This is a genomic window from Stenotrophomonas sp. 109824_Sma, assembly GCF_056480025.1.
This window is the reverse complement of record NZ_CM151078.1, coordinates 4,020,996-4,044,759: the sequence shown is the minus strand read 5'-3', so window position 1 is coordinate 4,044,759 and position 23,764 is coordinate 4,020,996. Positions and strand designations below refer to the sequence as shown.

The 23,764-nt window shown below is 67.1% G+C and carries 18 protein-coding genes; 12 read left to right on the top strand and 6 right to left on the bottom strand.

All coding sequences use genetic code 11. The features are described 5' to 3' along the window. Positions 1-2: 2 nt before the first annotated feature. Positions 3-1,514, top strand: coding sequence for an ATP-binding response regulator (locus ACZK1G_RS18925; RefSeq protein ID WP_101766088.1), 1,512 nt, complete (start codon positions 3-5; stop codon positions 1,512-1,514). Between the two features lie 75 nt (positions 1,515-1,589). On the opposite strand, the gene ACZK1G_RS18920 is transcribed toward ACZK1G_RS18925, so the two are convergent. After that, complete coding sequence (locus ACZK1G_RS18920) at positions 1,590-2,333, bottom strand: proteasome-type protease (RefSeq protein WP_049442844.1); 744 nt, start codon at positions 2,331-2,333, stop codon at positions 1,590-1,592. A gap of 91 nt (positions 2,334-2,424) precedes the next feature. Between ACZK1G_RS18920 and folK the strand changes: the two genes are divergently transcribed. Then, a complete protein-coding gene (gene folK / locus ACZK1G_RS18915) occupies positions 2,425-2,910 on the top strand; it encodes a 2-amino-4-hydroxy-6-hydroxymethyldihydropteridine diphosphokinase (protein ID WP_032130416.1) in 486 nt (161 codons plus the stop codon). Between the two features lie 75 nt (positions 2,911-2,985). Here the strand turns inward: folK and ACZK1G_RS18910 are convergent, their stop codons facing one another. Beyond that, positions 2,986-3,723: a pteridine reductase gene (locus ACZK1G_RS18910; protein WP_024957037.1), complete on the bottom strand. Its 738-nt coding sequence runs from the start codon at positions 3,721-3,723 to the stop codon at positions 2,986-2,988. 59 nt (positions 3,724-3,782) lie between these two features. Here ACZK1G_RS18910 and ACZK1G_RS18905 point away from each other — a divergent pair, with 59 nt between their 5' ends. Then, entirely contained in the window at positions 3,783-4,967 is a 1,185-nt protein-coding gene (locus ACZK1G_RS18905) for a class I SAM-dependent methyltransferase (RefSeq protein WP_014038501.1), read from the top strand. Next, positions 4,964-5,356 carry a VanZ family protein gene (locus ACZK1G_RS18900; protein WP_101766087.1) on the top strand — a complete coding sequence of 131 codons (393 nt, stop codon included), beginning with the start codon at positions 4,964-4,966 and terminating at the stop codon, positions 5,354-5,356. Before ACZK1G_RS18905 ends, ACZK1G_RS18900 begins: the two co-directional genes overlap by 4 nt. A 167-nt stretch (positions 5,357-5,523) precedes the next feature. Here the strand turns inward: ACZK1G_RS18900 and ACZK1G_RS18895 are convergent, their stop codons facing one another. The 3 genes from ACZK1G_RS18895 to ACZK1G_RS18885 form a co-directional block, all read right to left on the bottom strand. Next, positions 5,524-7,881: a beta-N-acetylhexosaminidase gene (locus ACZK1G_RS18895; RefSeq protein ID WP_101766086.1), complete on the bottom strand. Its 2,358-nt coding sequence runs from the start codon at positions 7,879-7,881 to the stop codon at positions 5,524-5,526. Between the two features lie 111 nt (positions 7,882-7,992). After that, positions 7,993-10,656, bottom strand: coding sequence for a TonB-dependent receptor (locus tag ACZK1G_RS18890; protein WP_049442848.1), 2,664 nt, complete (start codon positions 10,654-10,656; stop codon positions 7,993-7,995). Between the two features lie 143 nt (positions 10,657-10,799). Beyond that, positions 10,800-11,816 (bottom strand): glucokinase family protein, encoded by a 1,017-nt coding sequence (locus tag ACZK1G_RS18885; protein ID WP_101766085.1) that lies wholly within the window; start codon positions 11,814-11,816, stop codon positions 10,800-10,802. Positions 11,817-12,192: 376 nt separating this feature from the next. On the opposite strand from ACZK1G_RS18885, the gene ACZK1G_RS18880 reads away from it, so the two are divergent. The 6 genes from ACZK1G_RS18880 (at position 12,193) to ACZK1G_RS18855 (ending at position 21,342) form a co-directional block, all read left to right on the top strand. Beyond that, positions 12,193-13,482 (top strand): sugar MFS transporter, encoded by a 1,290-nt coding sequence (locus tag ACZK1G_RS18880; RefSeq protein WP_049442850.1) that lies wholly within the window; start codon positions 12,193-12,195, stop codon positions 13,480-13,482. 39 nt (positions 13,483-13,521) lie between these two features. After that, positions 13,522-14,589 (top strand): LacI family DNA-binding transcriptional regulator, encoded by a 1,068-nt coding sequence (locus tag ACZK1G_RS18875; RefSeq protein WP_006391719.1) that lies wholly within the window; start codon positions 13,522-13,524, stop codon positions 14,587-14,589. Positions 14,590-14,596: 7 nt separating this feature from the next. Next, the gene (locus ACZK1G_RS18870; protein ID WP_049442851.1) at positions 14,597-15,625 is read left to right on the top strand and encodes an SIS domain-containing protein; all 1,029 of its coding nucleotides are present in this window, start codon (positions 14,597-14,599) and stop codon (positions 15,623-15,625) included. Next, positions 15,625-16,773 carry an N-acetylglucosamine-6-phosphate deacetylase gene (nagA, locus tag ACZK1G_RS18865; protein ID WP_101766084.1) on the top strand — a complete coding sequence of 383 codons (1,149 nt, stop codon included), beginning with the start codon at positions 15,625-15,627 and terminating at the stop codon, positions 16,771-16,773. Before ACZK1G_RS18870 ends, nagA begins: the two co-directional genes overlap by 1 nt. Beyond that, positions 16,773-17,855 (top strand): acyltransferase family protein, encoded by a 1,083-nt coding sequence (locus ACZK1G_RS18860; protein ID WP_233490801.1) that lies wholly within the window; start codon positions 16,773-16,775, stop codon positions 17,853-17,855. The genes nagA and ACZK1G_RS18860 overlap by 1 nt, the downstream gene beginning before the upstream one ends. 460 nt (positions 17,856-18,315) lie before the next feature. Next, positions 18,316-21,342 carry an autotransporter family protein gene (locus tag ACZK1G_RS18855; RefSeq protein WP_197659416.1) on the top strand — a complete coding sequence of 1,009 codons (3,027 nt, stop codon included), beginning with the start codon at positions 18,316-18,318 and terminating at the stop codon, positions 21,340-21,342. A 158-nt stretch (positions 21,343-21,500) separates the two neighbouring features. Here the strand turns inward: ACZK1G_RS18855 and ACZK1G_RS18850 are convergent, their stop codons facing one another. Then, positions 21,501-21,935, bottom strand: coding sequence for a hypothetical protein (locus ACZK1G_RS18850; RefSeq protein WP_101766081.1), 435 nt, complete (start codon positions 21,933-21,935; stop codon positions 21,501-21,503). A 414-nt stretch (positions 21,936-22,349) separates the two neighbouring features. On the opposite strand from ACZK1G_RS18850, the gene ACZK1G_RS18845 reads away from it, so the two are divergent. Continuing rightward, positions 22,350-23,393, top strand: coding sequence for a S41 family peptidase (locus tag ACZK1G_RS18845; protein ID WP_101766080.1), 1,044 nt, complete (start codon positions 22,350-22,352; stop codon positions 23,391-23,393). Beyond that, positions 23,390-23,725, top strand: a complete 336-nt coding sequence (locus ACZK1G_RS18840) for a hypothetical protein (protein ID WP_101766079.1) — start codon at positions 23,390-23,392, stop codon at positions 23,723-23,725. Before ACZK1G_RS18845 ends, ACZK1G_RS18840 begins: the two co-directional genes overlap by 4 nt. Positions 23,726-23,764: the final 39 nt, after the last annotated feature.

Genomic DNA, 23,764 nt, shown 5'->3' with positions numbered 1-23,764 from the left:
CCATGCCCCTGACCGGTCCCGCCCTGGGGGCGCTGCGCATCCTGCTGGTGGAAGACTCACCGGAAGATGCCGAGCTGATGTCCGAACAGATGCTCGACGCGGGCCTGGAAGCCCGCTTCGAGCGTGTCGAGAGTGAGGCGGAACTGCGCCAGGCACTGGCTGCGTTCCAGCCGGACATCGTGCTGTCCGACCTGAGCATGCCGGGGTTCTCCGGTGATGACGCGCTGCGCATCGTGCGCGAGACCTCACCGGAAGTGCCCTTCATCTTCGTCTCCGGCACCATGGGTGAGGAGAACGCGGTGGCGGCGCTGCAGAAGGGCGCCAATGACTACATCATCAAGCATCTGCCGGCGCGTCTGCCGTCGGCGGTGGCGCGTGCGATCCGCGATGCACGCAGCGCGGTGGAGCGTGCACGGGTGGAAACCGAACTGATGCGCGCGCAGCGCCTGGAAAGCCTGTCGCTGCTTGCCGCCGGCCTCAGCCACGACCTGCGCAACATCCTGCAGCCGTTGCTGATCATGCCGGACCTGCTGAAGGCGCGCACCGACGATCCGCAGCTGCACCACCTGGCCGACGTCATCGCCGAGTGCGGCCGCCGTGGCCACGAGATGGCCGAATCGATGCTGTCGTTCGTGCGCGGTTCGCGCAAGCCGAGCGAGCGCATCGAGATCGATGGCCTGTTCGATGCGGTGGCACTGCTGTTGCGCAGCAACGTGCCCGATGCCGTGCGCCTGGAACTGCAGGTGCAGGACGAAGGCCTGGTGGTCGACGCCAACTACACCGAGCTGCAGCAGGTGATGTTGAACCTGGCGCTCAACGCGATCCAGGCGATGCCCAACGGTGGCCGCCTGAGCCTGACCGCCAGCCATGCCGGCGAGCGCGATGGCGTGGACTGGATGCAGATCTGCGTGGCCGATGAAGGCATCGGCATGGATGCGGACACGCTGTCGCACCTGTTCAATCCGTTCTTCACCACCAAGGCCGATGGCACCGGCCTGGGCCTGATTTCCTGCAAGCGCATCGTCGAAGGTGCCGGCGGCAGCATCCATGTCAGCAGCCAGCCGGGGCAGGGCACCTGCTTCGAACTGCGCTTGCCGATGCACGAAGCCAGCGACGGCAGTGAGCCGATCGAGCAACTGGTGGCCCTGGGCAGTGGCCAGTCGATCCTGGTGGTCGATGGCGAGGCCACGCGCCTGTCGCTGCTTGGCAATGCGCTGTCCAGCCAGGGGTATCAGCTGCAACTGGCCTCCGATGGCCCGGCAGCGCTGCGCTGGATGCAGCAGGAGGCGTTGCCGGCACTGGTGATCGCCGATGCCGGTTCCAAGCTGCTGCCGGCCAGCCAGCTGCTGGGCGAGATGGCCACGCTGGGCTATCGCGGTCCGGCGCTGGTGCTGGAGGATGCGGCGATAGCGGTGCCCGCCGACGCGTTCCCTGCCGGTGTTGAGGTGCATGTGCTGCGCAAGCCGCTGCAGATGCAGCAGGTGTTTCGCGCAGTGGCCGAAGCGCTGGGCTGATGCCGCGGTAGTGCCGGCCGCTGGCCGGCATCCGCGTGCGGTGGGATCACTGCGGTTGCCGGCCAGCGGCCGGCACTACCGTTCGGCGGTTTCCCACGGAAAGCGCGGCAGGGCGTCCACCGCCTGTTCCAGCCGCCGTGACCAGTTCTGGTGGATGTCCGCATACAGCGCTGAATCCGCGCCCAGCCGCAGCTGCTGGCCGATGCGCAGTTCACCGTCGCGCAGCAGCGCGAGGTCGATCGGCAGGCCCACCGACAGGTTGGAACGGATGGTGGAGTCCAACGAGACGATGGCGGTGCGCGCCGCATCTTCCAGGTGCGTGGCCGGGCTGAGGATGCGGTCGAGGATCGGCTTGCCGTACTTGGATTCACCGATCTGCAGGTACGGCGTCTCCGGCGAGGCGGCGATGGCGTTGCCGAGCGGATAGATCATGTACAGCCCGGGGCGCTCGCCGGCGATCTGGCCGCCGAAGATCAGCGTGGCCTGGGTGTTGACCCCATCGTGGCCATGTTCGCTGTGGTTGCTGTGCACCTGGCTGTCCACCAGCAGCTGGCCGACGTACTCGGCGGCTTCGAACAGGTGGGCCATGTCGCGCAGGTTGGGCGCGCGCCGTTCGTCGGCATCGCGCCCCAGGCGCGACACCAGCAGCTGGGTGGTGGCCAGGTTGCCAGCCGCCATCAGCACGTAGGCTGCCTGGCCGGGATACTCGAACACGTGCAGCTTGCGGTGCACGCGCACATCGTCCAGCGAGGCATTGGTCCGGGTGTCGGCAGCGAAGACCAGGCCTTCGTCCACCTCGATTCCAACGCAATAGGTCATGTCGGTGCCCTATCATGTGCGTCCCGGATTGTAGGCAGGCCGCCGTGACGACGGCATGTCCACGCCCCCCAAGTGCCGTCACCTGAACCGCATGACCACCGTGCTCCTGAGCCTGGGCAGCAACGTCCAGCCCCGTCGCTACCTCCACGCCGCGGTGGCGGCCCTGCGCGAGCGCTTCGGCGCGCTGCAGGTGTCGCCCGCCTACCGTACCGCCGCGGTCGGCTTCGATGGCCCTGCCTTCCTCAACAATGCGGTGGCGATCGAAACCGACCTGCCGCTGCAGGAACTGGACGACTGGCTGCATGCGCTGGAAGACGCACACGGCCGCGATCGTAGCGGGCCGCGCTTCTCCGACCGGACCCTGGACATCGACGTGGTGTTCTACGGCGACCTGGTGGTGGAAGGCCCCGGCCACCTGCGCATTCCGCGCCCGGAGCTGAAGCATGCCTTCGTGCTGAAGCCGCTGGCCGACATCGCGCCGGGCTTCATCGACCCGGTCAGCGGGCAGGACCTGGCCACGCTGTGGCGTGCGCACAGACAGTTTGGCGAGGCGTTCGAGGTGGTGGACCTGGAATGATGGTGGGTGACGGGGTCAGATCCCTTTTCCCGGCGGGAAAAGGGATCTGACCCCATTGTGGATCCCGGCAACATTTCAACTGACTGTACGCCCGCCATCCACGCGCAGGGTATGGCCAGTGACGAAGCTGGCTTCGGCCACCAGCCAGTAAACCGCTTCGGCAATCTCCTCGACAGTACCGATCCGCGCCAAAGGCGTGCGCGCCAGCAGCGCCTCGCGGGCGAAATCGTCCTTGCCCTGTTCCGGCCACAGGATCGCACCGGGCGCCACCGCATTGACCCGCACCTTCGGCGCCAGCTCCAGCGCCAGCGAGCGGGTGGCCATCTCCAGCGCGGCCTTGGCCATGGTGTAGGCGATGTGGTCGCGCATCGGGTCGGTGCCGTGCAGGTCGGTCAGGTTGACGATGCAGCCCTGCTGGCGGCGCAGGTAGGGCGCCGCCGCCTGGGACAGCAGCAGCGGCGCGCGTGCATTGACCGCATACAGCTCGTCCATCGCCTCGGCGGTGACCTGGCCGAGCGGGGTGGGGAAGAAGTTGGAGGCGTTGTTGACCAGCGCATCCAGCCGGCCGAAGTGGGTGACGGCCTGTTCCACCAGGTCGGCCAGAGCATCGGCGTCACGCAGGTCGGCCTGCAGGGCCAGCACGCTGCCCGGGCGTACGTTGTCGAAATCGAACGCGGCCTGCTGCAGCTCGGCGCTGGAGGTGTTGGCATGCAGCACCACCGACCAGCCGCAAGCGTGGAACTGGCGGGCGATGGCCGCACCGATCCGGCGCGCGCTGCCGGTGATCAGGACCACGGGGTGGGTGTCGCTCATCGAGGGTCCTCCAAGGCTCGGCTATCCTGTGCACCATTGTCACCGCATTCGAAGACGCCATGCAGCCCACCTTCCCCCTGCCCGAAGCCGATGCCCTGGCCCACAGCGACCAGCTGGCGGCCGCCCTGCGCGCCGAAATCCTTGCGCAGGGCGGGGCAATGCCGTTCTCGCGCTTCATGGAGCTGTGCCTGTACACCCCCGGCTGGGGCTATTACAGCGCCGGCGCCAGCAAGTTTGGTGGCAGTGGTGACTTCACCACCGCGCCCGAGCTCGGCAGCCTGTTCGCCGGCAGTGTGGCCAATGCGCTGGCGCCGGTGTTCGCCCAGCTGGGTGCGCAGGCGCGCATGCTGGAACTGGGCGGCGGTACCGGCGCCTTCGCCGAGGCGGTACTGCTGCGCCTGGCCGAGCTGGACGCGCTGCCGTCGCGCTACGCGATCCTGGAACCCAGCGCCGACCTGCGCGAGCGCCAGCAGCAGCGCCTGCAGCAGAACCTGCCGGCGGAGTTGGCCGCGCGGGTGGACTGGGTCGACCGCCCGTTCGAAGAGGACTGGGAAGGTGTGGTGTTCGCCAACGAGGTGATCGACGCGCTGCCGACCCCGCGCTTCCTGATCCGGGACGGCGAGGTCTACGAGGAAACCGTCGAGCTGGACGCCGAGGGCAACTTCATCCGGGGTGCGCAGCCGGCCGACATCCTGCTCAACGGTGCGGTGCGCCATATCGAGCGTTACCTGGAAAAGCCCTTCGCCGAGGGCTACCGTTCCGAGGTGCTGCCGCAGCTGCCGTACTGGCTGCAGGCGGTGGCTGGCGGCCTGCAGCGCGGCGCGATGCTGTTCGTCGATTACGGCTACAACCGCGGCGAGTTCTACCAGCACGACCGCGACGATGGCACCGTGCGCGCGTTCTACCGCCACCATGTGCACAACGACGTGCATCGTTGGCCTGGCCTGCAGGACATCACCGCGTCAGTGGATTTCACCGCGATGGCGGAGGCGGGCCTGCACGGTGGCTTCGAGCTGGCCGGCTACTGCAGCCAAGCCAGTTTCCTGCTCGGCAACGGCCTGGACCAGGTGCTGCTGCTGGCCGAGGAACGCACCGACGAGGTCGGCCGCATCCAGCTGCGCGACCAGGTGAAGAAGCTGACCCTGCCGACCGAGATGGGCGAGCGCTTCCAGGCGATCGGCCTGCAGCGTGGCGTCGACTTCGAGCCGGCCTTCGAGCTGGGTGACCTGAGCTGGCGCCTGTGAGCCACGCGTTGCCGGTGATCAAGCCGCTGCGGCGGCCACGGTTGTGGACCGCACTGTGGGTGACGGCGGTGCTGCTGGTGATCGTGGTCTGCCTGATCCCGCCACCGCCGATTCCGCTGCCGGAAAACAGCGACAAGGGCGAGCACTTTCTTGCTTACTTCATTCTGGCGGGCAGTGCGGTACAGCTGTTCCGGCGCGGACGTCCGCTGCTATGGGTAGGCGTGGGCCTGGTGCTGATGGGGATCGGCATCGAGTTCGCGCAGGGCGCGCTGACCAGCAACCGCACTGCTGACCCGATGGATGCGCTGGCCAATACGATCGGGGTGCTGGCCGGCATGGCTACGGCACTGACCCCGCTGCGTGACCTGCTGCTGCGCTGGCGCGGGTAAAGGCGTGCCAACCAAGGTTGGCACCTACCGGTAGATCCACGCCATGCGTGGATGGAATCAGTAGATCCACGCCGCGCGTGGATGGAATTTCAGTAGATCCACGCCATGCGTGGATGGACTGCCCGGGGTGCCGACCAAGGTCGGCACCCACCAGGACAGAACCGCCGTCATTTCCCCAGCGTGACCTCATCCAGCACCCACATCGCCGGGCGCGTATCGCCGGTGAAGTTGATGCACAGGTCGCCGTTACCCTGGGTGCCCTTCGGCAGCGTCGCACGCAGGGTCACGAAGCCATCGGCATCCGGCTTGGCCGGCAGCGGCACTTCGGCCAGCACCTTGCCGCTGCAGTCGCCGCGACGCACCAGCATCTCGCCATGCGCGCGCTTGGCCTTCTCAAAGCGACGCTTGGGTTCGTCGTGGGCCAGCTGGAAGTAGTACGGGATGCGACCTGCACGCACTTCCACGCTGCCGATGCCGTCCAGCTGCACCTGCGGCCAGCGCCAGCACGGCTGGAAGATGTCCACGTTGAACACTGCACGGGCGCCCTCGCGTGGGCCATCGTCTTCCAGGCGCAGCACCAGCCCCTTCTTGCCTACGCAGCTGAGCAGTTCATCACTGCGGCGGCTGAGCAGCGATTGCGCAGTGAAGTCTGCGACCGTCGGCTTCGCGGCCAGCATCTGGCCCTGGTAGAACGCGGCGGCCCGCACGGTCGCGGGCAGCTGCGCCGTCAGCGGCTGCTGGTACAGCGGCGACTGCGCGGTCACCGGCTGGCCATCGGTGCTGTAGCGCACTTCATAACCCAGCGGATTGGCCAGCGAAACGCTCACGGTGTTCTTCGCGCGATCATCGGTGTAGTCCACGCCTACTTCGAACGGGGTCTGCGCATAGGCCAGGCCCCAGGCACGGTAGCGCTGCAGCTGCGCCGGCAGGCGTGCGAGGAAATCGCGGAAATCGCGGTGTTCCGGCGTGCTCCAGCCGGTCTCGGCCACGGCGGCCAGGCGCGGGAACAGGTTGTGCTGCAGGCGTGCATAGCTGCGCGTGTGTTCGGTGAACATGTTGGCCTGCAGGCCGAGGATGTGCCCGCGCTTGTCGGCGGCCAGTTCGGCCGGCACCGGCTCGAAGTTGTAGAGCTTGCCGAGATTGACCTGGGTCGGACGGCCCGGCGGTTCGTTCGGTGAGGCCGTCTGCAGGTAGTCCAGGTACAGGTAGCCGACCGGCGACATGATCACGTCATGCCCGGCACTGGCCGCAGCCAGGCCACCTTCGGTGCCCTGCCACGACATCACCGTGGCCTGTGGCGGCAGACCGCCTTCGAGGATTTCATCCCAGCCGATCAGGCGCCGGTCGTGTTCCTCCAGGAACGTCTCCAGGCGCTTGATGATGTGGCTCTGCATGGCCATCTCATCCTTGATGCCCAGTGCACGCATGCGCTGCTGTACCTGCTTCGAGGCTTCCCACTGGTCCTTGACCGCCTCGTCGCCACCCACGTGCACGTACCTGGCCGGGAACAGTTCGATCACTTCCTCCAGCACGTTCTCGAGGAAGGTGAGGGTGCTGTCTTCCACGTTGAACAGGTTCGGGAACACGCCCCATTCGCTGATCGGCTTCAGCGGGGTATTGATCGAACCCAGTTCCGGATACGCGGCGATCGCTGCGGTCGCGTGCCCCGGCACATCGATTTCCGGAATCACCTGGATATGCAGCTTCGCGGCATAGGCGATCACTTCGCGGATCTGGTCCTGCGTGTAGAAGCCGCAGTACGGATGCTCCTGGCCGCTGGCCGGATCGATGCCGCCGTCGCCGGCCGGCAGGCGGCAGCTGCCCACTTCGGTCAGCTTCGGGTAGCGCTTGATCTCCATGCGCCAGCCCTGGTCATCGGTGAGGTGCCAGTGGAAGGTATTGAGCTTGTGCGCGGCCATTGCGTCGAGCACGCGCTTGATCTCGTCCAGGCTCTGGAAATGCCGTGCCGAGTCGAGCATGAAACCGCGCCAGCTGAAGCGTGGCGCATCCTGGATCTGCACCGCTGGCAGCACTCCGTTACCGCCGCCGGTAGCGAGCTGGGCGAGCGTGGTCGCGCCATAGAACAGGCCGGTTTCGTTGCCGGCCTGCACCAGCACGCCCTGCGCGGTGCTTTCCAGCGTATAGCCTTCGCCGCTGTCGCGGAAGGTCGGGACGATCTGGAAGCGGATGCTGCCGGTCTTGGCTGCGGCCTTGCCCTTGGCCAGTGCCAGTCGCGGGCCACCGCTGCGGGCCAGTAGATCGGCGAACTGGCTGGCGACGCGCTGCGCGGCTTCGCCTTCGGCCTGCAGCACGGTATCGGCGCGCACGGTGATGCCGCTGCCCTGGCCGGGCCGCACCGTGGCCGGAGCGGGAATCAGCATCAGGCTGCCGGCACGCAGCTGCGGACCCGGTGCTTCAGCAGCCGGCGTGGGATCGGCGGCGAGTGCCGGCAGTGCCGGCAACATCGCGAGCAGGCTGCCCAGCAGCAGTGCGCTGCGCATCCGGGCGCGGGAAGGCTTGACCATCGGAACGACTCCTTGGAACGGTGCGATGAACGCTATACATGAAAAACGCCGGGCCCGGAATGACCCAGGCCCGGCGTGCGTGCACGACTCGGCGATGTTGCCGCCGCTGGATCAGTACTTGAAGCGGAAGTTGAGGTAGTACTGGCGACCGTTGCTGTAGAACGAGGTCGGGATGGCCGCGGTCTGGTAGTACTTGTAGGTCGGGTTGTTGAGGTTCAGGCCATCCAGGGTGATGCTCAGCCAGTCGGTGGCCTTGTAGCTCAGCGAAGCCGACAGCGTGCCGAAGTCATCCTGGTAGTACGGGTTGGTGCCCGACAGGCTGATCAGGAACGAGGAACGGCGGGTATAGCTGACGCGGGCGCCAAAGCGCTCGTTCTCGAAGTAGGCACCCACGTTGTAGGTGTTCTTCGAGGTGCCCAGCAGGTTGTGCGAGCCGTCCGACCAGGTGTGCGAGGTGGTGCCGTTGGCGTAGGTGTAGTTTGCATTGACGCCGAAGTACTCGCCGATCGGCTGTTCGTAGGCCACTTCCACGCCGGTGACCTTGCCGTCGGCATTGATCGGAGTGGAGATCTGGTAGGTCTCAAGCTGGTTGGTCAGTTCGCTGTACAGCTGGCGCGAGACCACGTCGAAGGCGATGTAGTCCTTCAGGTTCATGTGGTACGCGCCCACCGACAGCAGGCCGCGCGGCATGAAGTACCACTCCAGGTTGGCATCCAGATTGGTCGACAGGGTCGGCTTGAGGTTCGGATTGCCACCGCCGCCGGTGCGGTTCAGGTCCGAACCGTACGAGGAGGCACCCAGTGCCGAGTAGTCCGGCAGGGTCTGGGTCTGCGAGGCGGCGACGCGCAGCACCAGCGAGTCATCCAGGTCGAACTTGATGTTGGCGCTGGGCAGTACACGGTTGCGCTTGTTCTGGAAGGCCAGGCGCTCCCACATGCCGAACAGGCTGCTGACATCGGCGTCGGCGGCCTTGCTGACGGCGTTGTAGGTGTCGATGTCCTGCTTGATGTTGACGTAGCGCAGGCCGACGTTGCCGCTCCACCAGTCGCCGCGGAAGTTGGCCTGCACGTAGCCGGCGAAGTTCTTCTCCTTCACCTTCCACTCGGCGCCATAGTTATGGCGACCGGTCGGGCCATCATTCCCGGCCAGCCAGGTGGAGTTGTTGGTCACCGCGTCCTTCAGCGCGCCCGGGGTGAAGTACCAGAGGTTGCGCGGGAAGGTGCCGCCGATGTCACCGGCAAAGCCACTCGGATAGTTGGCCGTGGCACCGTTCTTCAGCGCGCTCCAGATGTCACCCGGGGTTGCACCTTCCGGCGACAGCGCTTCGCGCTTGTGGTCGGCGAAACGCAGGCCGAAGTCGATCGAGCTCAGCACGCCGCCATCATTGAAGTACTGGTTGAAGTCGAGCGTGGCCCACTTCTCCTTGTCTTCAGCCGTGACCTGCTGGTTGCCCCAGGTGCCGAAGCTGGTCACGCCGTTGGGCGAGAGGTCGCCGCCGACATTCCAGTCGATCGGCGAGCCATTGCCGTGGGTGGCCCAGCTGGCGCCGCCGCCGTTGGCCAGGGTGACCTCGGCGATGTACTGGCGCGGCGTCTCGCCGGTGCCCTTGGTGCTGCCGGCCTGGAACTTGGCGGTCAGGCTGTCGCTGATCTGCCAGTCGGCATCGAAGGTGACATAGCTGGACTTGGCCTTCGACTCGCGGTAGATCATGTCGTACACCGCATAGTTGGTGCCCGGCACGCCCTTGTAGTTGGCGTTGGTCAGCACGCCGTCCTTGACCACATAGCCCGGATCCGGCGCCTGCGACTTGGCGAAGCTGTTGCCGAACATCATGAAGTTGCGGTTGTAGTTGTTCGCCTTCAGCTCGGAGCTGAAACCATTCAGGCCCAGGGTGAGGCTGTCGCTCGGCTTGAACTGCAGCGAGACCAGGCCACCCTTGCGCTCACGGGTCTGTTCGAACAGGGTCGAACCCAGCAGGCCCGGGACGTTGACGCCGATCAGGTCCGGATTGGTCTTGGCGACCGGATCGTCCGCGCCGATCTTGAAGAAGCCACCCGGGATTTCCTGCGCTTCACGGCGCAGTTCGCGCTTCTGGCTGAAGCCCTGCACCATCACGCCGAAGGTGCCTTCGTCGTTCTTGTAGTTGAACAGTGCCGAGTACTGCGGGTCGTTCGACTTGGCCTGGTCCGAACGGACCATGCCGATCGAGCCTTCAGCGGTGAACTGCTTGGAGAATTCCAGCGGCTTGCGGGTGATGATGTTGACGGTACCGGTGGTGCCGCCGTCCTGCAGCTTGGCCTGCGAGGACTTGTTCACTTCCACCGAGCTGACCAGTTCCGACGGCAGCAGCGAGTAGCTGACGCTGCGGCCGACGTTGTTGCCCTGGCTGAGCACGAACCAGTCGGCCGAGCCGACGGTGTGGCCGTTGATCAGGGTCTGGGTCAGGCTCGGGCTGGTGCCGCGCAGGCTGACACGGTCGGCTTCGTCGAAGCCGCCTTCATCGGCGCTGGACGAGCTGATGTTGACGCCCGGCAGGCGCTGCAGGGTGTCGGCGACGTTGTGCGCCGGCAGCTTGCCCACGTCCTCGGCGGTGACCACTTCCACGCGCGCATTGGCTTCGCGCTTGGTGTCCAGCGACTTTTCCATCGAGCCACGGATACCGGTAACCGTCACGGTGTCCAGGTCGGTGGCGGTCGGGGCGGCCTGCTGCGCGTGCGCACTGAAGGCGATGCAGCTGACGATGGCGGCCGAAAGCAGGGTCTTGCGGGTGTTCATGATGTCTCTCCTCATCACTCGATTGGATGCCGGCGGCGGTGTTCGGTTACGGTTGCGAAGACATGCGCGGGGCGGCGGCGAAGTCCCGTGCGTTGGCGTGCCACGTACAGCGTGCTGCGATTGCGTTGAAGCCTGTTGCGGTGTCAGGCGGCCGACTGCTGCAGGTACCAGCTGGCAGCGCCGACCACGCCCAGCTGGCCGTGCTCGACGACCTTCACCGGGATGCGTGCCAGCGCTTCGCCCATCGGCCCCTTCTGCAGGTAGCGTTCGACGAAGGTGCTGGCGTGCAGGTATTCGCGGATCTGCGGCAGGATGCCGCCGGCCAGGTAGACGCCACCGTGGGCACCGTAGAACAGCGCCATGTCGCCGATGGTGCTGCCGAGCAGGCCGCAGAACACATCCAGCGCCTGGCGCGCATGCGCATCGGTATCGGCCATGGCCGCGGCGGTGACCGCATCGGGGCTGGCCAGCGTCGGTGCCTGCCCCTGCAGCGCGCACACCGCACGGTACAGGTTCATCAGGCCTGGGCCTGAGATCGCATGCTCGATCGACACATGGGCGCGGTCGCGCTGCATGTGGCGGACGATGGCCATTTCCAGTTCGGTGCTGGCCGCCAGGGTCGGCTGGCCGGCTTCGGTCGGCAGGACCACCGGGCCATGCGCGGTGGGGATCCACAGCGCGGCGCCGAGGCCGGTGCCGGGGCCGACCACCAGGGTCGGGCCACGCGCGGCGGTGTCCGGCCCGCACAGGTGCAGCACGCCGCTGGCGTCCACCTGTGCGGCGGCATAGGCCACTGCTTCGAAGTCGTTGACGATGTAGACCCGCTGCAGGCCGACATCGGCCTCCACCTGGCGTGCCGACAGCGGCCACGGCAGGTTGGCGGTGATCACCGTGCCGTCCTCGCGGGCGTAGCCGGCGCTGGCGACCACGCAATGCGTGGGCCGCGGGCCCTCGCCGAGGAAGTCGGACAGGATTGCGCTGAGGCCGGCATGGTCGGCGTTGCGGTACTTGCGGTATTCCAGCACCTGCACCGGATGGGCGGCATCACCGCTGGCCTGGACCCGGGCCACGCGCACATGGGTGCCACCGACGTCGGCGGCCAGGAACGAGGGCGCGACGCGGGACAGGACATGCGAGGGGGCGGGGTGGCTGGCGGTCACGCGGGCTCCTGCTGCAGGTGGGGCCGGCCCCGGGATTGGGGGCGGCGATTGGGGCGGAGTCTGTAACCCCGCTGACAACGATGTCAACGAGTTCGTGACACTTTCGTTGCTGCGCCGCAACGAATGCGGCATGCGGTAAACGTTTACATGGCGTGAGTGCTGGATTCACATGGGAACCGTTGCAGCACGGGGCTCAAGGCCCGCAGCGCATTCAGCGCGGTGCACGGCAATCGGCTTGCGCAGTGCAGCACGAGGTTCACGGGGGCGTGCAGGGAAGTTGACAAACCGCTGTTGTCCATCGAAAGAATGTGACAACGTTGTTCCCAGCCACTCTCCGACGCCGCGTTCTGCGGCCGTCGCCGCAGGAGCCCTCCTGATGTCCGCCGTCCCCGCTGCAAGCGCGCGCCCGAACGTGGCCACCTCCATCGCCATCGTTGGCGTGTTGTTCTTCCTGATCGGCTTCTTCACCTGGCTCAACGGCCCGCTGATCACCTTCGTCAAGTTGGCCTTCGAACTCAGCGAGGTCGGCGCCTTCCTGGTGCTGATGGTGTTCTACCTGTCCTACTTCTTCCTGGCCCTGCCAGCGTCGTGGATCCTGCGCCGCACCGGCATGAAGAAGGGCCTCAGCCTGAGCCTGCTGGTGATGGCCGGTGGTGCTGCGTTGTTCGGTGAATTCGCCACCCAGCGCTGGTATCCGGGGGCGCTCGGCGGCCTGTTCGTGATCGGTAGCGGCCTGGCGCTGCTGCAGACCGCGATCAACCCCTACATCTCCATCCTCGGCCCGATCGAGACGGCGGCACGCCGCATCGCGCTGATGGGCATCTGCAACAAGATCGCCGGCATGCTGGCGCCGGTGCTGATCGGCACCGTGGTGCTGCATGGCATCGGTGATCTCTCGGCCACGGTGGCCGCTGCGGATGAAGCCACCAAAGCGCAGTTGTTGAACGAATTCGCTGCCAAGATCCACACGCCGTATCTGGCCATGGCGGGTCTGCTGGTGGTGCTGGCAGTGGCCGTGCTGTTCTCACCGCTGCCGGAAATCAAGTCGTCCGAAGCCAACGCCACGCCGGTCGCGGCCGGTGCCGCCGAGCGCCGCAGCATCTTCCAGTTCCCGCATCTGTGGCTGGGTGTGCTGTGCCTGTTCGTCTACGTGGGCGTGGAGGTGATGGCCGGTGATGCGATCGGTACCTACGGCCATGGTTTCGACCTGCCGCTGGACCAGACCAAGATGTTCACCTCGCTCACTCTGGGCGCGATGCTGGTCGGCTACGTGGTCGGCCTGCTGGTGATTCCCACCGTGGTGTCGCAGTCGCGCTACCTGACCTTCTCGGCGGTGTTGGGCGTGGTGTTCTGCCTCGGCGCCTGGGCTACCCACGGCTACGTATCGGTGGCCTTCGTGGCCCTGCTGGGCTTCGCCAACGCCATGATGTGGCCGGCGATCTTCCCGCTGGCCATCCGCGGCCTTGGCCGCTTCACCGAGACCGGCTCGGCCCTGCTGGTGATGGGTATTGCCGGCGGCGCGATCATTCCGCAGCTGTTCGCCGTGCTCAAGCAGCACATCGACTTCCAGCTGGTGTTCGTGCTGCTGATGGTGCCCTGCTACCTGTACATCCTGTTCTACTCGGTGATCGGCCATCGCGCCGGCCTGCCGCAGGACAAGGCCTGATCGGCGATGATGGACGGCAGCCAACCCCAGGGAAAACCCATGCGCAGAGCGACCATCAAGGACGTTGCGGAGAAGGCCAAGGTCTCGCTGAAGACGGTCTCGCGGGTGATCAACAACGAGCCCTCGGTGATGCAGGCCACCCGTGCGCGGGTGCTGCGTGCCATCGCCGAACTCGATTACGAGCCCGATCCGTCCGCGCGCAACCTGCGCAGCGGCACCACCTTCGTGATCGGGCTGGTCTACGACAACCCGAACCCGTACCACATCATCGGCGTGCAGAACGGCGTGCTGGCCGCCTGCCGCGAGACCGGCTTCGGCCTGCAGATCCATCCCTGCGATTCCAGCTCGCCGCTGCTGGCCGATGAACTGGCCGACTGGGTGCAGCGTTCGCGCCTGGCCGGACTGGTGCTGACCGCGCCGATGTCCGAGCGCCGCGACCTGATCCAGGCGTTGACCGCGCGTGGCATCAAGCTGGTGCGCATCATCGCCGCCACCGAAGACCCGGCTGACGGTGCCTGCGTGTTCGTCGACGACCGCGAGGCCGCTTACGAGATCACCGAGCACCTGATCCAGCTGGGGCACCAGCGCATCGGCTTCCTCTGGGGCGGCATCTCGCACCGTTCCTCGGGCGAGCGCTATGCCGGTTACGAAGCCGCGCTGAAGGACTACGGCATGACCGTGGACAAGCACCTGGTGGTGCAGGGCGACTACACCTTCGACGATGGCTTCCGCGGCGCGCGCCGCCTGCTGGCGCTGCGCGAGCCGCCCACCGCCATCTTCGGTTCCAACGACGAAATCGCCGCCGGTGTGCTGGCCGCCGCGAAGTCGGCCGGCATGAACGTGCCGTACGACCTGTCCATCGCCGGTTTCGAGGACAGTCCGTTCTCGCGCCAGTCGTGGCCGCCGCTGACCACCGCCAAGCAGGCCACCGAAGACATCGCTCGCCATGCCGCGCGCCTGCTGATCGCGCAGCTGCGCAGCGACGCCTATGACGATGCGCCCGCGCCGCTGCACAACCAGGGCTTCGTGCCGCAGCTGGTGGTGCGCGGTTCGACCGCGCCGATGCGCCCGGCCGGCGCACGCCCCCTTCCTTCCGATCCTGCCTGAGCCTGCCATGTCGCTGTCAGACCCCACGTCCACCCTGATGTTCGCCGAAGCCGCTGAAGCGGCCGACGTGGTCGCGCGCCAGTTCTCGCGCAACCACGCCACCATGGAAACCCTGGCCGCCAGCCTGCGCGCCGCGCCGCCGCCGTTCGTGGTCACCTGCGCACGCGGCAGCTCCGACCATGCCGCCACCTATGGCAAATACCTGCTGGAAACCCAGCTGGGCCTGGTGGTCGCATCGGCTTCGCCGTCGGTGGGGTCGGTCTATGCTGCGCCGCTGCAGTTGCGCGGTGCGCTGTTCATCGTCATTTCGCAGTCGGGCAAGAGCCCGGACCTGCTACGCAACGCGGAAGCTGCCAAGGCCGCCGGTGCGCGCGTGATCGCGCTGGTCAACGTCGAGGATTCGCCGCTGGCGCAGCTGGCCGACACGGTCATTCCGCTGCATGCCGGTGCTGAAAAGAGCGTGGCGGCCACCAAGAGCTACCTGGCCTCGTTGGCGGCATTGCTGCAGCTGGCCGCGTACTGGAAGCAGGACAGCAGCCTGCGCGCCGCGCTGGATCTGTTGCCGGATGCGATGCGCGAGGCCTGGCAGTGCGACTGGAGCGTGGTGACCGAGGGCCTGGTCGATGCCACCAACCTGTTCGTGCTCGGCCGTGGCCTGGGCCTGGGTGCGGCGCAGGAAGCGGCGCTGAAGTTCAAGGAAACCTGCAGCCTGCACGCCGAAGCCTACAGCTCGGCCGAGGTCAAGCACGGCCCGATGGCGCTGGTCGGTCGTGGCTTCCCGGTGCTGGCCTTCGCTCAGCCGGATGAGACCGGAGCCGGTACCCGCGCGGTGGTCGATGAGTTCACTGCACGTGGCGCGCAGGTGTGGATGGCCGGTGCCGGTGGCAACCTGCCGGTGGCCGCCGCGCCGCACCCGCTGTGCGCACCGCTGCTGACCGTGCAGAGCTTCTATCGCGCGATCAACGCGTTGGCGCTGCGTCGTGGCTTCAACCCGGATCTGCCGCCGCACCTGAACAAGGTTACGGAGACGGTGTGATGGCAACGGTGCTGCGCAACGCCCGCATTCTCGCCGGCGATGAGTTCCGCGACGATCTGGCGGTCGTGATCGAGGATGGCCGCATCAGCGCGCTGCTGCCTGACGCTGCACCGCAGCTGGGCCAGGCCGCCGAGCAGGTGGACCTGGGCGGGGGCTGGCTGCTGCCCGGTTTCATTGATGTGCAGGTCAACGGTGGCGGCGGTGCGCTGTTCAACAACACGCCGGACGTGGCGGCACTGCGTACCATCGCGCAGGCGCACCGTCGTTTCGGTACCACCGCGATGCTGCCGACGCTGATCAGCGATGACGTGGGCGTGATGCGCGAGGCCATCGGTGCGCTGCGCGAGGCCATCGCGCAGGGGGTGCCGGGCGTGATCGGCATCCATCTGGAAGGCCCGTACATCGCGCCGGCGCGCAAGGGCACGCACGATGCCAGCAAGTTCCGCGTGCCGGACGAAGAAGAGATCGCGCTGGCCGCATCGCTCGACAACGGCGTGACCCTGCTGACGCTGGCACCGGAACGCGTGCCGCTGGAGACCATCCGTGCGCTGGTCGAGCGCGGCGTGATCGTTGCCGCCGGCCACACGGCAGGCACCTACGAGGAGATCCGCGAGGGTCTGGATGCCGGCGTGCGCGGCTTCACCCACCTGTACAACGCGATGTCGCCGCTGCAGGGCCGTGAGCCCGGCGCGGTGGGCGCTGCGCTGGAAGACCGCGACAGCTGGATCGGCATCATCGTCGATGGCGTGCATGTGCATCCGGCCAGCCTGCGCGTGGCGCTGGCGGCCAAGCCGCGCGGCCGCCTGCTGCTGGTGACCGATGCAATGCCGCCGGTCGGTGCGGATGATCCCAGCTACGTGCTGTATGGCGAAACCATCACCGCCATCGATGGCGTGGTGCGCAATGCCGCCGGTTCGCTGGCCGGTTCTGCACTGGACATGGCCACCGCCGTGCGCAATACCGTGCAGCTGCTGGGCCAACCGCTGGCCGAAGCGGCGCGCATGGCCTCGACCTATCCGGCGCAGTTCCTCAACGTCGACGACCGCCTCGGCCACATCGCCGAGGGCTACCAGGCCGACCTGGTCCTGCTGGATGACGCCCTGCAGGTGCGTGGCACCTGGATTGCCGGACAGTACGAGGCCGCCTGATGGCCGATCCCTTGAAGGGAAGTATGCCGCCGCGCCGCCTGGGCTCGGTCGATGCCCTGCGCGGCATCACCGTGGCGGCGATGCTGCTGGTCAACAACCCGGGTGACTGGAGTGCGGTGTTCGCACCGCTGCGCCATTCGGAATGGCATGGCTGCACGCCCACCGACCTGGTGTTCCCGTTCTTCCTGTTCCTGGTAGGCGTGTCGATGGCCTTCAGCGTGGCACCGCGCGCGCTGGATGCCGCTGCACGTCCAGCGCTGGCGCGTGGCGTGCTGGAGCGCGCGCTGCGCATCCTGCTAGCGGGTGTGTTACTGCACCTGTTGATCTGGTGGGCACTGCATACCCATCACTTCCGCATCTGGGGCGTGCTGCAGCGAATCGCGGTATGTGCGGCGCTGGTGGGGGTGTTGGCCGTGTATGCCCGTCCGCGCGCACAGGCGGCCGTACTGGTCAGTCTGCTGGTGGGGTATACCGTGCTGCTGCTGGGCGTCGGCGATCTGGCGCCGTGGACCAATCCGGCCAGCCGCCTGGATACCACGCTGTTCGCACCGTGGATCTACCAGTGGCATGCCGATACCGGGCTCGGACATGACCCGGAAGGATTGCTGAGTACGCTGGGCGCGCTGGCCAGCACGGTGCTCGGCCTGATTGCCGGTGGCCTGCTGCGCAACGGGCGTTCGGCGGCATTGGCCGGCCTGGGTGTGGCAACCGGCGTGCTGGGCCTGCTGCTGGCTACGGTGCTGCCGCTGAACAAGCAGCTGTGGACGCCCAGCTATGTGCTGTGGACCGGCGGCCTGGCCGCGCTGGCGCTGTGGCTGGGTCACGTGCTGATCGACCAGAAGAGCTGGCCGGCGCTGGGCCGGCGCTTCGGGGTCAACGCGATCACCGCGTACCTGGGGGCATCGGTGATGTCGGTGGTGCTGATGGCAACCGGCGCCTGGGGCTGGATCTGGCAGCAGCTGGCCAACGCGATGCCGCAGTCGCTGGAACTGGCGTCGATGCTGCAGGCGCTGGTGTTCGTCGCGCTGTGGTGGGGCGTGGCGTGGTGGCTGGACCGGCGGAAGATCTATCTGAAGATCTGACGGCACGGAGTCGGATCCCTTTCCGCAGGAAGGGGGTCTGACCCTTCCCGGGAGGGCACCTCATCCACGCATGGCGTGGATCTACTGTGTGCTGTGTTTCCTCGGTGCATGGGGTGGATCAACCCGGTGTGTCGGCGGTCTCATCCACGCATGGCGTGGATCTACTGTGCGATGTGTTTCATCGGTGAATGGGGTGGATCTACCGGGCGAGGGGCGAACGCGATGGAGGCGGAATGGTCAGTAGATCCACGCCATGCGTGGACGCTCTCCGCGGGCTTGCGATCGCCGCCTTGATGAACGGTTTCAGCCACGTAGAGTCGAGGTGATGCCCGATCAAGTTCGCATCTGAACTGTGATAACTGGCACTCAATTTCACCTATCGAAACCATTCACCACACGGCAGACTGCCTTCGCAGTACCGCATCCCCGCAGTTCCTGATCCCCTGTCCAGGAGTGCTGTATGTCCCGTGCCGTCCCGCGCGCTTTCCGCCCGCGCCGCCTCACTGTTTCCGTGTGGCAGGCCCTGGCTGTCCCGTCCGTCATGCTGCTGACCGCCAGTGTCGCCTGGGCCGGCTGTGACAATGCCACCCCGACCGCAGGCCAGACGGTCACCTGCGATGCCAACGCGCCGAATCCGCAGACCGTCCCCGTCGCTGCCACTGGTGCGGCCGGCATCACCGTCAATGTCGCCAGCACGGCACAACTGCAACAGAGCAGTGGTGGCAGCGCGATTTCGCTGGTCGGGGCCGGCGGGCACCTGCTGTCCAACCTCGGCGCGATCAGTTCGGTGGGTGGCGTGGCGGTCCAGCTTGGCGGTGGCAGCCGCGTCGAAAATACCGGCAGCATCAGCACCGGCAACAACACGGCCCTGCAGTTCGTTGGCGCCGGCGACAGCGTGCTGGTCAACAGCGGAACGATCAGCGGGCGCACCGGCGTACAGTTCGATGCGGGCAACGATCGCCTGGAAATGCAGGCCGGCAGCATCACCGGCGGTGTCCTGCAGGGGGAGGGCAATGATGTGCTGCTGCTGAGCAATGGCACCATCGACAGCGTCGACCAGGGCAGCGGCGATGACCAGATGACCGTCACTGGCGGCACCGTCACCGGTGTGGTGGCGCAGGGCAGTGGCCGCGACGATTTCGTCATGAGTGGCGGCACGATCGGCGCGCTGCAGCAGGGCGACAACATCGATACGTTCCGCATGAGCGGTGGCCGCATCATCGGCGCGTTCGAGGATGGCGACCAGGCGTGGATGACCGGTGGCCGCATCGGCCGCGTCAACATGAAGCTGGACAAGAACCTGTGGGACCAGTCCGGCGGCACCGTGGACGGCAACGTGGTGACCGGCTTCGATACCGACACCATCATCATCTCGGGTACGGCCTACATCGGTGGCAACATCAGCGTCAGCGGCGGCAATGACAGCGTGACCATCACCGACGGCACCGTGCGTGGCCAGGTGCTGCTCAGTACCGGCAACGACACCTTCAACTGGAATGGTGGCGGCATCGTCTACGGCGCGATCGACATGGGCCCGGACAATGACGTGGCCAACCTCAGCAACCTCAACCAGGGCAACCTCGGTGCGATACCGCTGTTCGATGGTGGCAGTGGCATCGACCAGCTCAACCTGAGCAACGTCAAGACCGCGGGCGTAGGGCGTTTCCAGAACTGGGAGACGATCCGCCTGGCCAACAGCACCGAGCTGAGCTTCGATGGTGATCTGGTGCTGGGCGACAGCGGCACCGGCACCGGCACGCTCACGGTGGATGACACCAGTACCGTCTACGCGGGCAGTGGGGGGCATGCCATCCGCCCGTTCAACAGTGGTGCACTGGTGGAGATGGTCAATGCCGGACGCATCGACCTGACCGGTGCCGGCGCCGGGGATGTGTTCACCGTGCGCGGCAACTATCGCGGTGACGGTGGTGGCCTGTACCTGCGCACCGTGCTGGGCGCGGACAATTCCACCAGCGACCGCCTGGTGGTTGATGGCGGTACTGCCACCGGTACCACCGGCATCGGCGTGCTCAATGCCGGCGGCAGCGGCGCGGCCACGCTGGCCGATGGCATCCTGGTGGTGCAGGCCTTGAATGGTGGCCGTACCGCGCCGGGCGCGTTCTCGCTGTTCGCACCGGTCGCGGCCGGTGCCTACGAGTACTTCCTGTTCAAGGGCGGTGTCAGTGCCGGTACCAGCGAAAACTGGTACCTGCGCTCGACGCTGGTGACCGGGCCGACGCCGGCACCCAATGGCGGCGGCAGTGCCACGCCACCGCCACTGACGCCGCCGGTGGCGCCGCCACCGCCGATCACCCCGGCGCCGCCACCGCCGCCCGAAGGCGCTACCGATCCGGACCTGACCGCGGGCGAGACCGCGCCGCCACCGCCGCCACCGGAACCGGCGCCGGTGGCACCGCCCAGCGATCCGGCGGTGCCGGACGTGCCGGTGGCCGGTGGTGCATTGCCCGGTACCGGTGCGCCGCCGACGCCGGGTGCACGCCCCGCCGAGGGCGCAGTGGTGCCGCTGTACCGCGTGGAGACCGCCACCTACGCCGTGGTGCCGCCGCTGCTGCGCGAGACCTCGCTGGCCAGCCTCGGCACGTTCCACGAACGGCAGGGCGAGCAGCGCCTGCTGTACAACCAGGGCGCATTCCGCACTGCCTGGGGCCGGTTGGTGGGGCAGAGCAGCGAGATCCACTGGAAGGGTGATGCGCAGCCGGGCTTCGATGGCGATGTGATGGGCCTGCAGGCCGGTCTGGATGTGTGGGCCGCAGCGTCTGACAATCATCGCAACCAGATCGGTGTATTCGTCGGCCGCACCCGCGCGCAGGGCAAGACCACCGGCCTGGCACTGGGCTGGGAGAACGTGCAGGTGGGCCAGAACCGGCTGGACGACAAGCACGTGGGCCTGTACTGGACGTTCACCGACAGCAGCGGCGGCTATATCGACGCCGTGGCGATGCAGAGCCGCTACGACGGCCGCGTACGTTCCTCGCGCGGGCTTGGCTTCGGCATCAAGGGCGATGGCACCAGCGTATCGGTGGAAGCCGGCAAGCCGCTGCTGCACTTCGGTCAGTCCGCTTGGTGGCTGGAACCGCAGGTGCAGGTGATCTGGCAGCGCACCGCGCTGGACGACCGCCGCGATGAGGTGTCGAGCGTGCGTTTCGACAACGACAATGCCTGGACGGGCCGTGTCGGACTGCGCCTGGCCGGCGATTACCAGTTGGCCGACAACGGCTGGCAGCCGTATTTCAAGCTCAATTACTGGCATGGCCGTTCCGGCGAGGATCGCATCGGCTTCGACGATAACGTGATCGTCAATTCGCAGCGCTCGCGCGCACTGGAAGCCGGCGTGGGTGTGGTCGGGCGCTTCAACCGGACCATCAGCGCCTATGCCGTGGCCGATTACACGCACGAGTTGGGTGGCGACCGCAACGAGAAGCGCCGCATCATCGAAGGCAACATCGGCCTGCGCGCGGACTGGTAGCGCGCGGTACGGATGTCATGACCCGCTCTGGTGGGTGTCGACCTTGGTCGACACGATGCCCTCCGCTGCCATGACGTTGCTCTGGTAGGTGCCGACCTTGGTCGGCACAGAACCTCACCGACACCGCGACCTCCGCGCAGCCGAGCAAAGGCTCGGCTCTACAGCGGCGGTGCGCACGCATCCGGTTCCACCAACGCCCCGGCATGATCAGCCAGCACCACCACCGCATGCAGCAAGCCTTCCTCCACCTGCGGCGGGCACTGCGCCGTCGCATCGTCCATCTCGCGTGCCGACTGTGCGGCCAGCAACACCCCCCCACACGCAGACAACGCCGCCAGACAGCGCGTGGCCTCGGCCAGTTCCCGACCACGCGCCTCGCTGAGTTGCCGCTCGCGCCACGGCTGCCCATCGGCCGCGTGGTTGTGCGCGATACCACGCAACCGCGCGAAGAATGCCGATGGCGGCGCCTGTTCGTGGACTTCGGCGAGCGCATCTTCCAATGCTTCGGCGGCGGTAGTGGACAGCTGCAGGCCGGGTAAGGCTGCGCCGAGCAGTGCCTGCAGGCGTGGATAGGTGGGGAAGGACGTGTTCATGGCGGCAACCTCACAGGGCAAGGCCACCTGCGGGATGCAAGGTGGCGGGCGGTGCGGGTTGGCGTGCCGGTGAAGCTCTTCACGAGGAATGACGCCGGCGGATCCGGGGATCCCCACGCACCGCCCGCCGCAGAACGACGGACGGTGCATTGTTCGGGCCGGCAACGACGTTGCAAGCCCGCTCGTGAAAAGCTTCATTCAGGACGCCAATCCCGGCCAGCGCAGGAAGCGCCGACGGGGCCACCTTGGCGCGTTGTATGCCGCGATGACATGGGCAAAGTTGCAATGTTGTGATCGCCTGGCGCCTGCTTTGCTGCAGGTCGCGGCAGGGTCAGATACGACAGTTCGCGCGTGGCGCAAGCGATCATGCCCCGGTTATGCTGCGGTCCTGATTCAACGACAAGGAAGCGTCGCATGCAGGTTCGCAAGGGAGTGCGTCGCATCGGCGCGCTGATGTTCGTGTTGCTGGCGACCGGCGCCATGGCCGATACGCCAGGCGCGGTCGAGGTACCCTCGCCGGAGGCCCAGGCCGAGATCCTCAACCTGCTTGAACGCCAGGCGCTGTATCGCGACCGGGTGGACTGGCCTGCCACCCGCGTACGCCTGCAATCGGTGCAGGGCGACCCCGTGCGACGGCTGGCCGTTCTGCGCGAAGTCATTGCGCTCAGCACCGGCCACCATGGTGCATGGACCACGACCCAGCGCCAGCGCGAATCCCTTGCACGTGCGCAGCAGGCCGGTGCCGCCGCCGTGGACCGGGCCAGGGCCGCCGATGCGGTGGATGCGCGCATCGGCTGGGTGGTCATCGAGGGCTATGCCTCCATGCCGGGCGCGACGCCGCAGGAAAAGTTCCGCCAGGACATCCAGCGTGCCGCGCGGTGGCAGCAGGTCATCCGCAGCAAGGACGACGGCGCGCGCTGTAGCTGGATCGTTGACCTGCGGGACAACGGCGGTGGCGCCATGTGGCCGATGCTGCTGGGCATGGCCCCGCTGCTGCGCACCTCGATGGTGAACAACGAGGACGTGGGCTCGTTCGAAACCGCGCACGGGCCGCAGCGCTGGACGTTGACGGCGACCGCCGTGCAGCTGGCAGGCAAGCCATTGCTGGATTTCGGCCAGTCCGGTTATGTGCTGCGGCAGCCTGGCGCGCCGGTGGCGGTGCTGTTCGGGCCCCGCACCGGCAGTTCGGGCGAGGCCGCGGTGCTGGCGTGGCGTGGCCGCCCGCAGGCGCGGAGTTTCGGCCAGCCGACCGCGGGTGTCTCCACCGGCAATGTCGCGCACACCCTTGCCGATGGCAGTCGCCTGCTGCTGACCACCAGCGTGATGCGGGACCGCAATGATCGTGGCGATGGGTTGAGGATCGAACCCGACCAGCGCGTCGAGGGTGATGCCGCCACTGTGGCCGCCGCCCAAGCCTGGCTGCTGGCCCAGCCCGCCTGCCAGGGCAACCGGACATGATCCTGATCGGCCAACAGGAACGGGTGCTGATCGTCGGCCCCACCGAAGCGCACCACTGCCTGCGCTGCCAGACGGAAACCGAGTTCGCGCCGCAGCTGCGCTACAAGATGGCGCGCATCGACCTGCTGTTCGGCTTCACCTACCAGCGCCGCTACGAACTGGCCTGCACCCGGTGCGAGCACGGCTGGGTGCTGGATACCGAGACCATGGACCAGCAGCTGGGCGGGGTACCGATCCCGTGGCGGCACCGCTTCGGCCTGCCGTTGATGCTGGTGGGGGTCGCCGCGCTGGCGGTGGCCGGATGGCTGTGGCGGCACGGATACATCGGTTGAGGACCGGGCCTGTTAAAGTCTGCCCTGCAATCACGTACC

Coding starts and splice junctions, on each gene's coding strand:
- folK (WP_032130416.1), top strand. CDS start 2,425: ATGACCACCGTGCTCCTGAGCCTGGGCAGCAACGTCCAGCCCCGTCGC.
- ACZK1G_RS18845 (WP_101766080.1), top strand. CDS start 22,350: ATGCAGGTTCGCAAGGGAGTGCGTCGCATCGGCGCGCTGATGTTCGTG.
- ACZK1G_RS18850 (WP_101766081.1), bottom strand. CDS start 21,935: ATGAACACGTCCTTCCCCACCTATCCACGCCTGCAGGCACTGCTCGGC.
- ACZK1G_RS18920 (WP_049442844.1), bottom strand. CDS start 2,333: ATGACCTATTGCGTTGGAATCGAGGTGGACGAAGGCCTGGTCTTCGCT.
- ACZK1G_RS18910 (WP_024957037.1), bottom strand. CDS start 3,723: ATGAGCGACACCCACCCCGTGGTCCTGATCACCGGCAGCGCGCGCCGG.
- ACZK1G_RS18890 (WP_049442848.1), bottom strand. CDS start 10,656: ATGAACACCCGCAAGACCCTGCTTTCGGCCGCCATCGTCAGCTGCATC.
- ACZK1G_RS18855 (WP_197659416.1), top strand. CDS start 18,316: ATGTCCCGTGCCGTCCCGCGCGCTTTCCGCCCGCGCCGCCTCACTGTT.
- ACZK1G_RS18870 (WP_049442851.1), top strand. CDS start 14,597: ATGTCGCTGTCAGACCCCACGTCCACCCTGATGTTCGCCGAAGCCGCT.
- ACZK1G_RS18905 (WP_014038501.1), top strand. CDS start 3,783: ATGCAGCCCACCTTCCCCCTGCCCGAAGCCGATGCCCTGGCCCACAGC.
- nagA (WP_101766084.1), top strand. CDS start 15,625: ATGGCAACGGTGCTGCGCAACGCCCGCATTCTCGCCGGCGATGAGTTC.
- ACZK1G_RS18860 (WP_233490801.1), top strand. CDS start 16,773: ATGGCCGATCCCTTGAAGGGAAGTATGCCGCCGCGCCGCCTGGGCTCG.
- ACZK1G_RS18895 (WP_101766086.1), bottom strand. CDS start 7,881: ATGGTCAAGCCTTCCCGCGCCCGGATGCGCAGCGCACTGCTGCTGGGC.
- ACZK1G_RS18875 (WP_006391719.1), top strand. CDS start 13,522: ATGCGCAGAGCGACCATCAAGGACGTTGCGGAGAAGGCCAAGGTCTCG.
- ACZK1G_RS18925 (WP_101766088.1), top strand. CDS start 3: ATGCCCCTGACCGGTCCCGCCCTGGGGGCGCTGCGCATCCTGCTGGTG.
- ACZK1G_RS18840 (WP_101766079.1), top strand. CDS start 23,390: ATGATCCTGATCGGCCAACAGGAACGGGTGCTGATCGTCGGCCCCACC.
- ACZK1G_RS18880 (WP_049442850.1), top strand. CDS start 12,193: ATGTCCGCCGTCCCCGCTGCAAGCGCGCGCCCGAACGTGGCCACCTCC.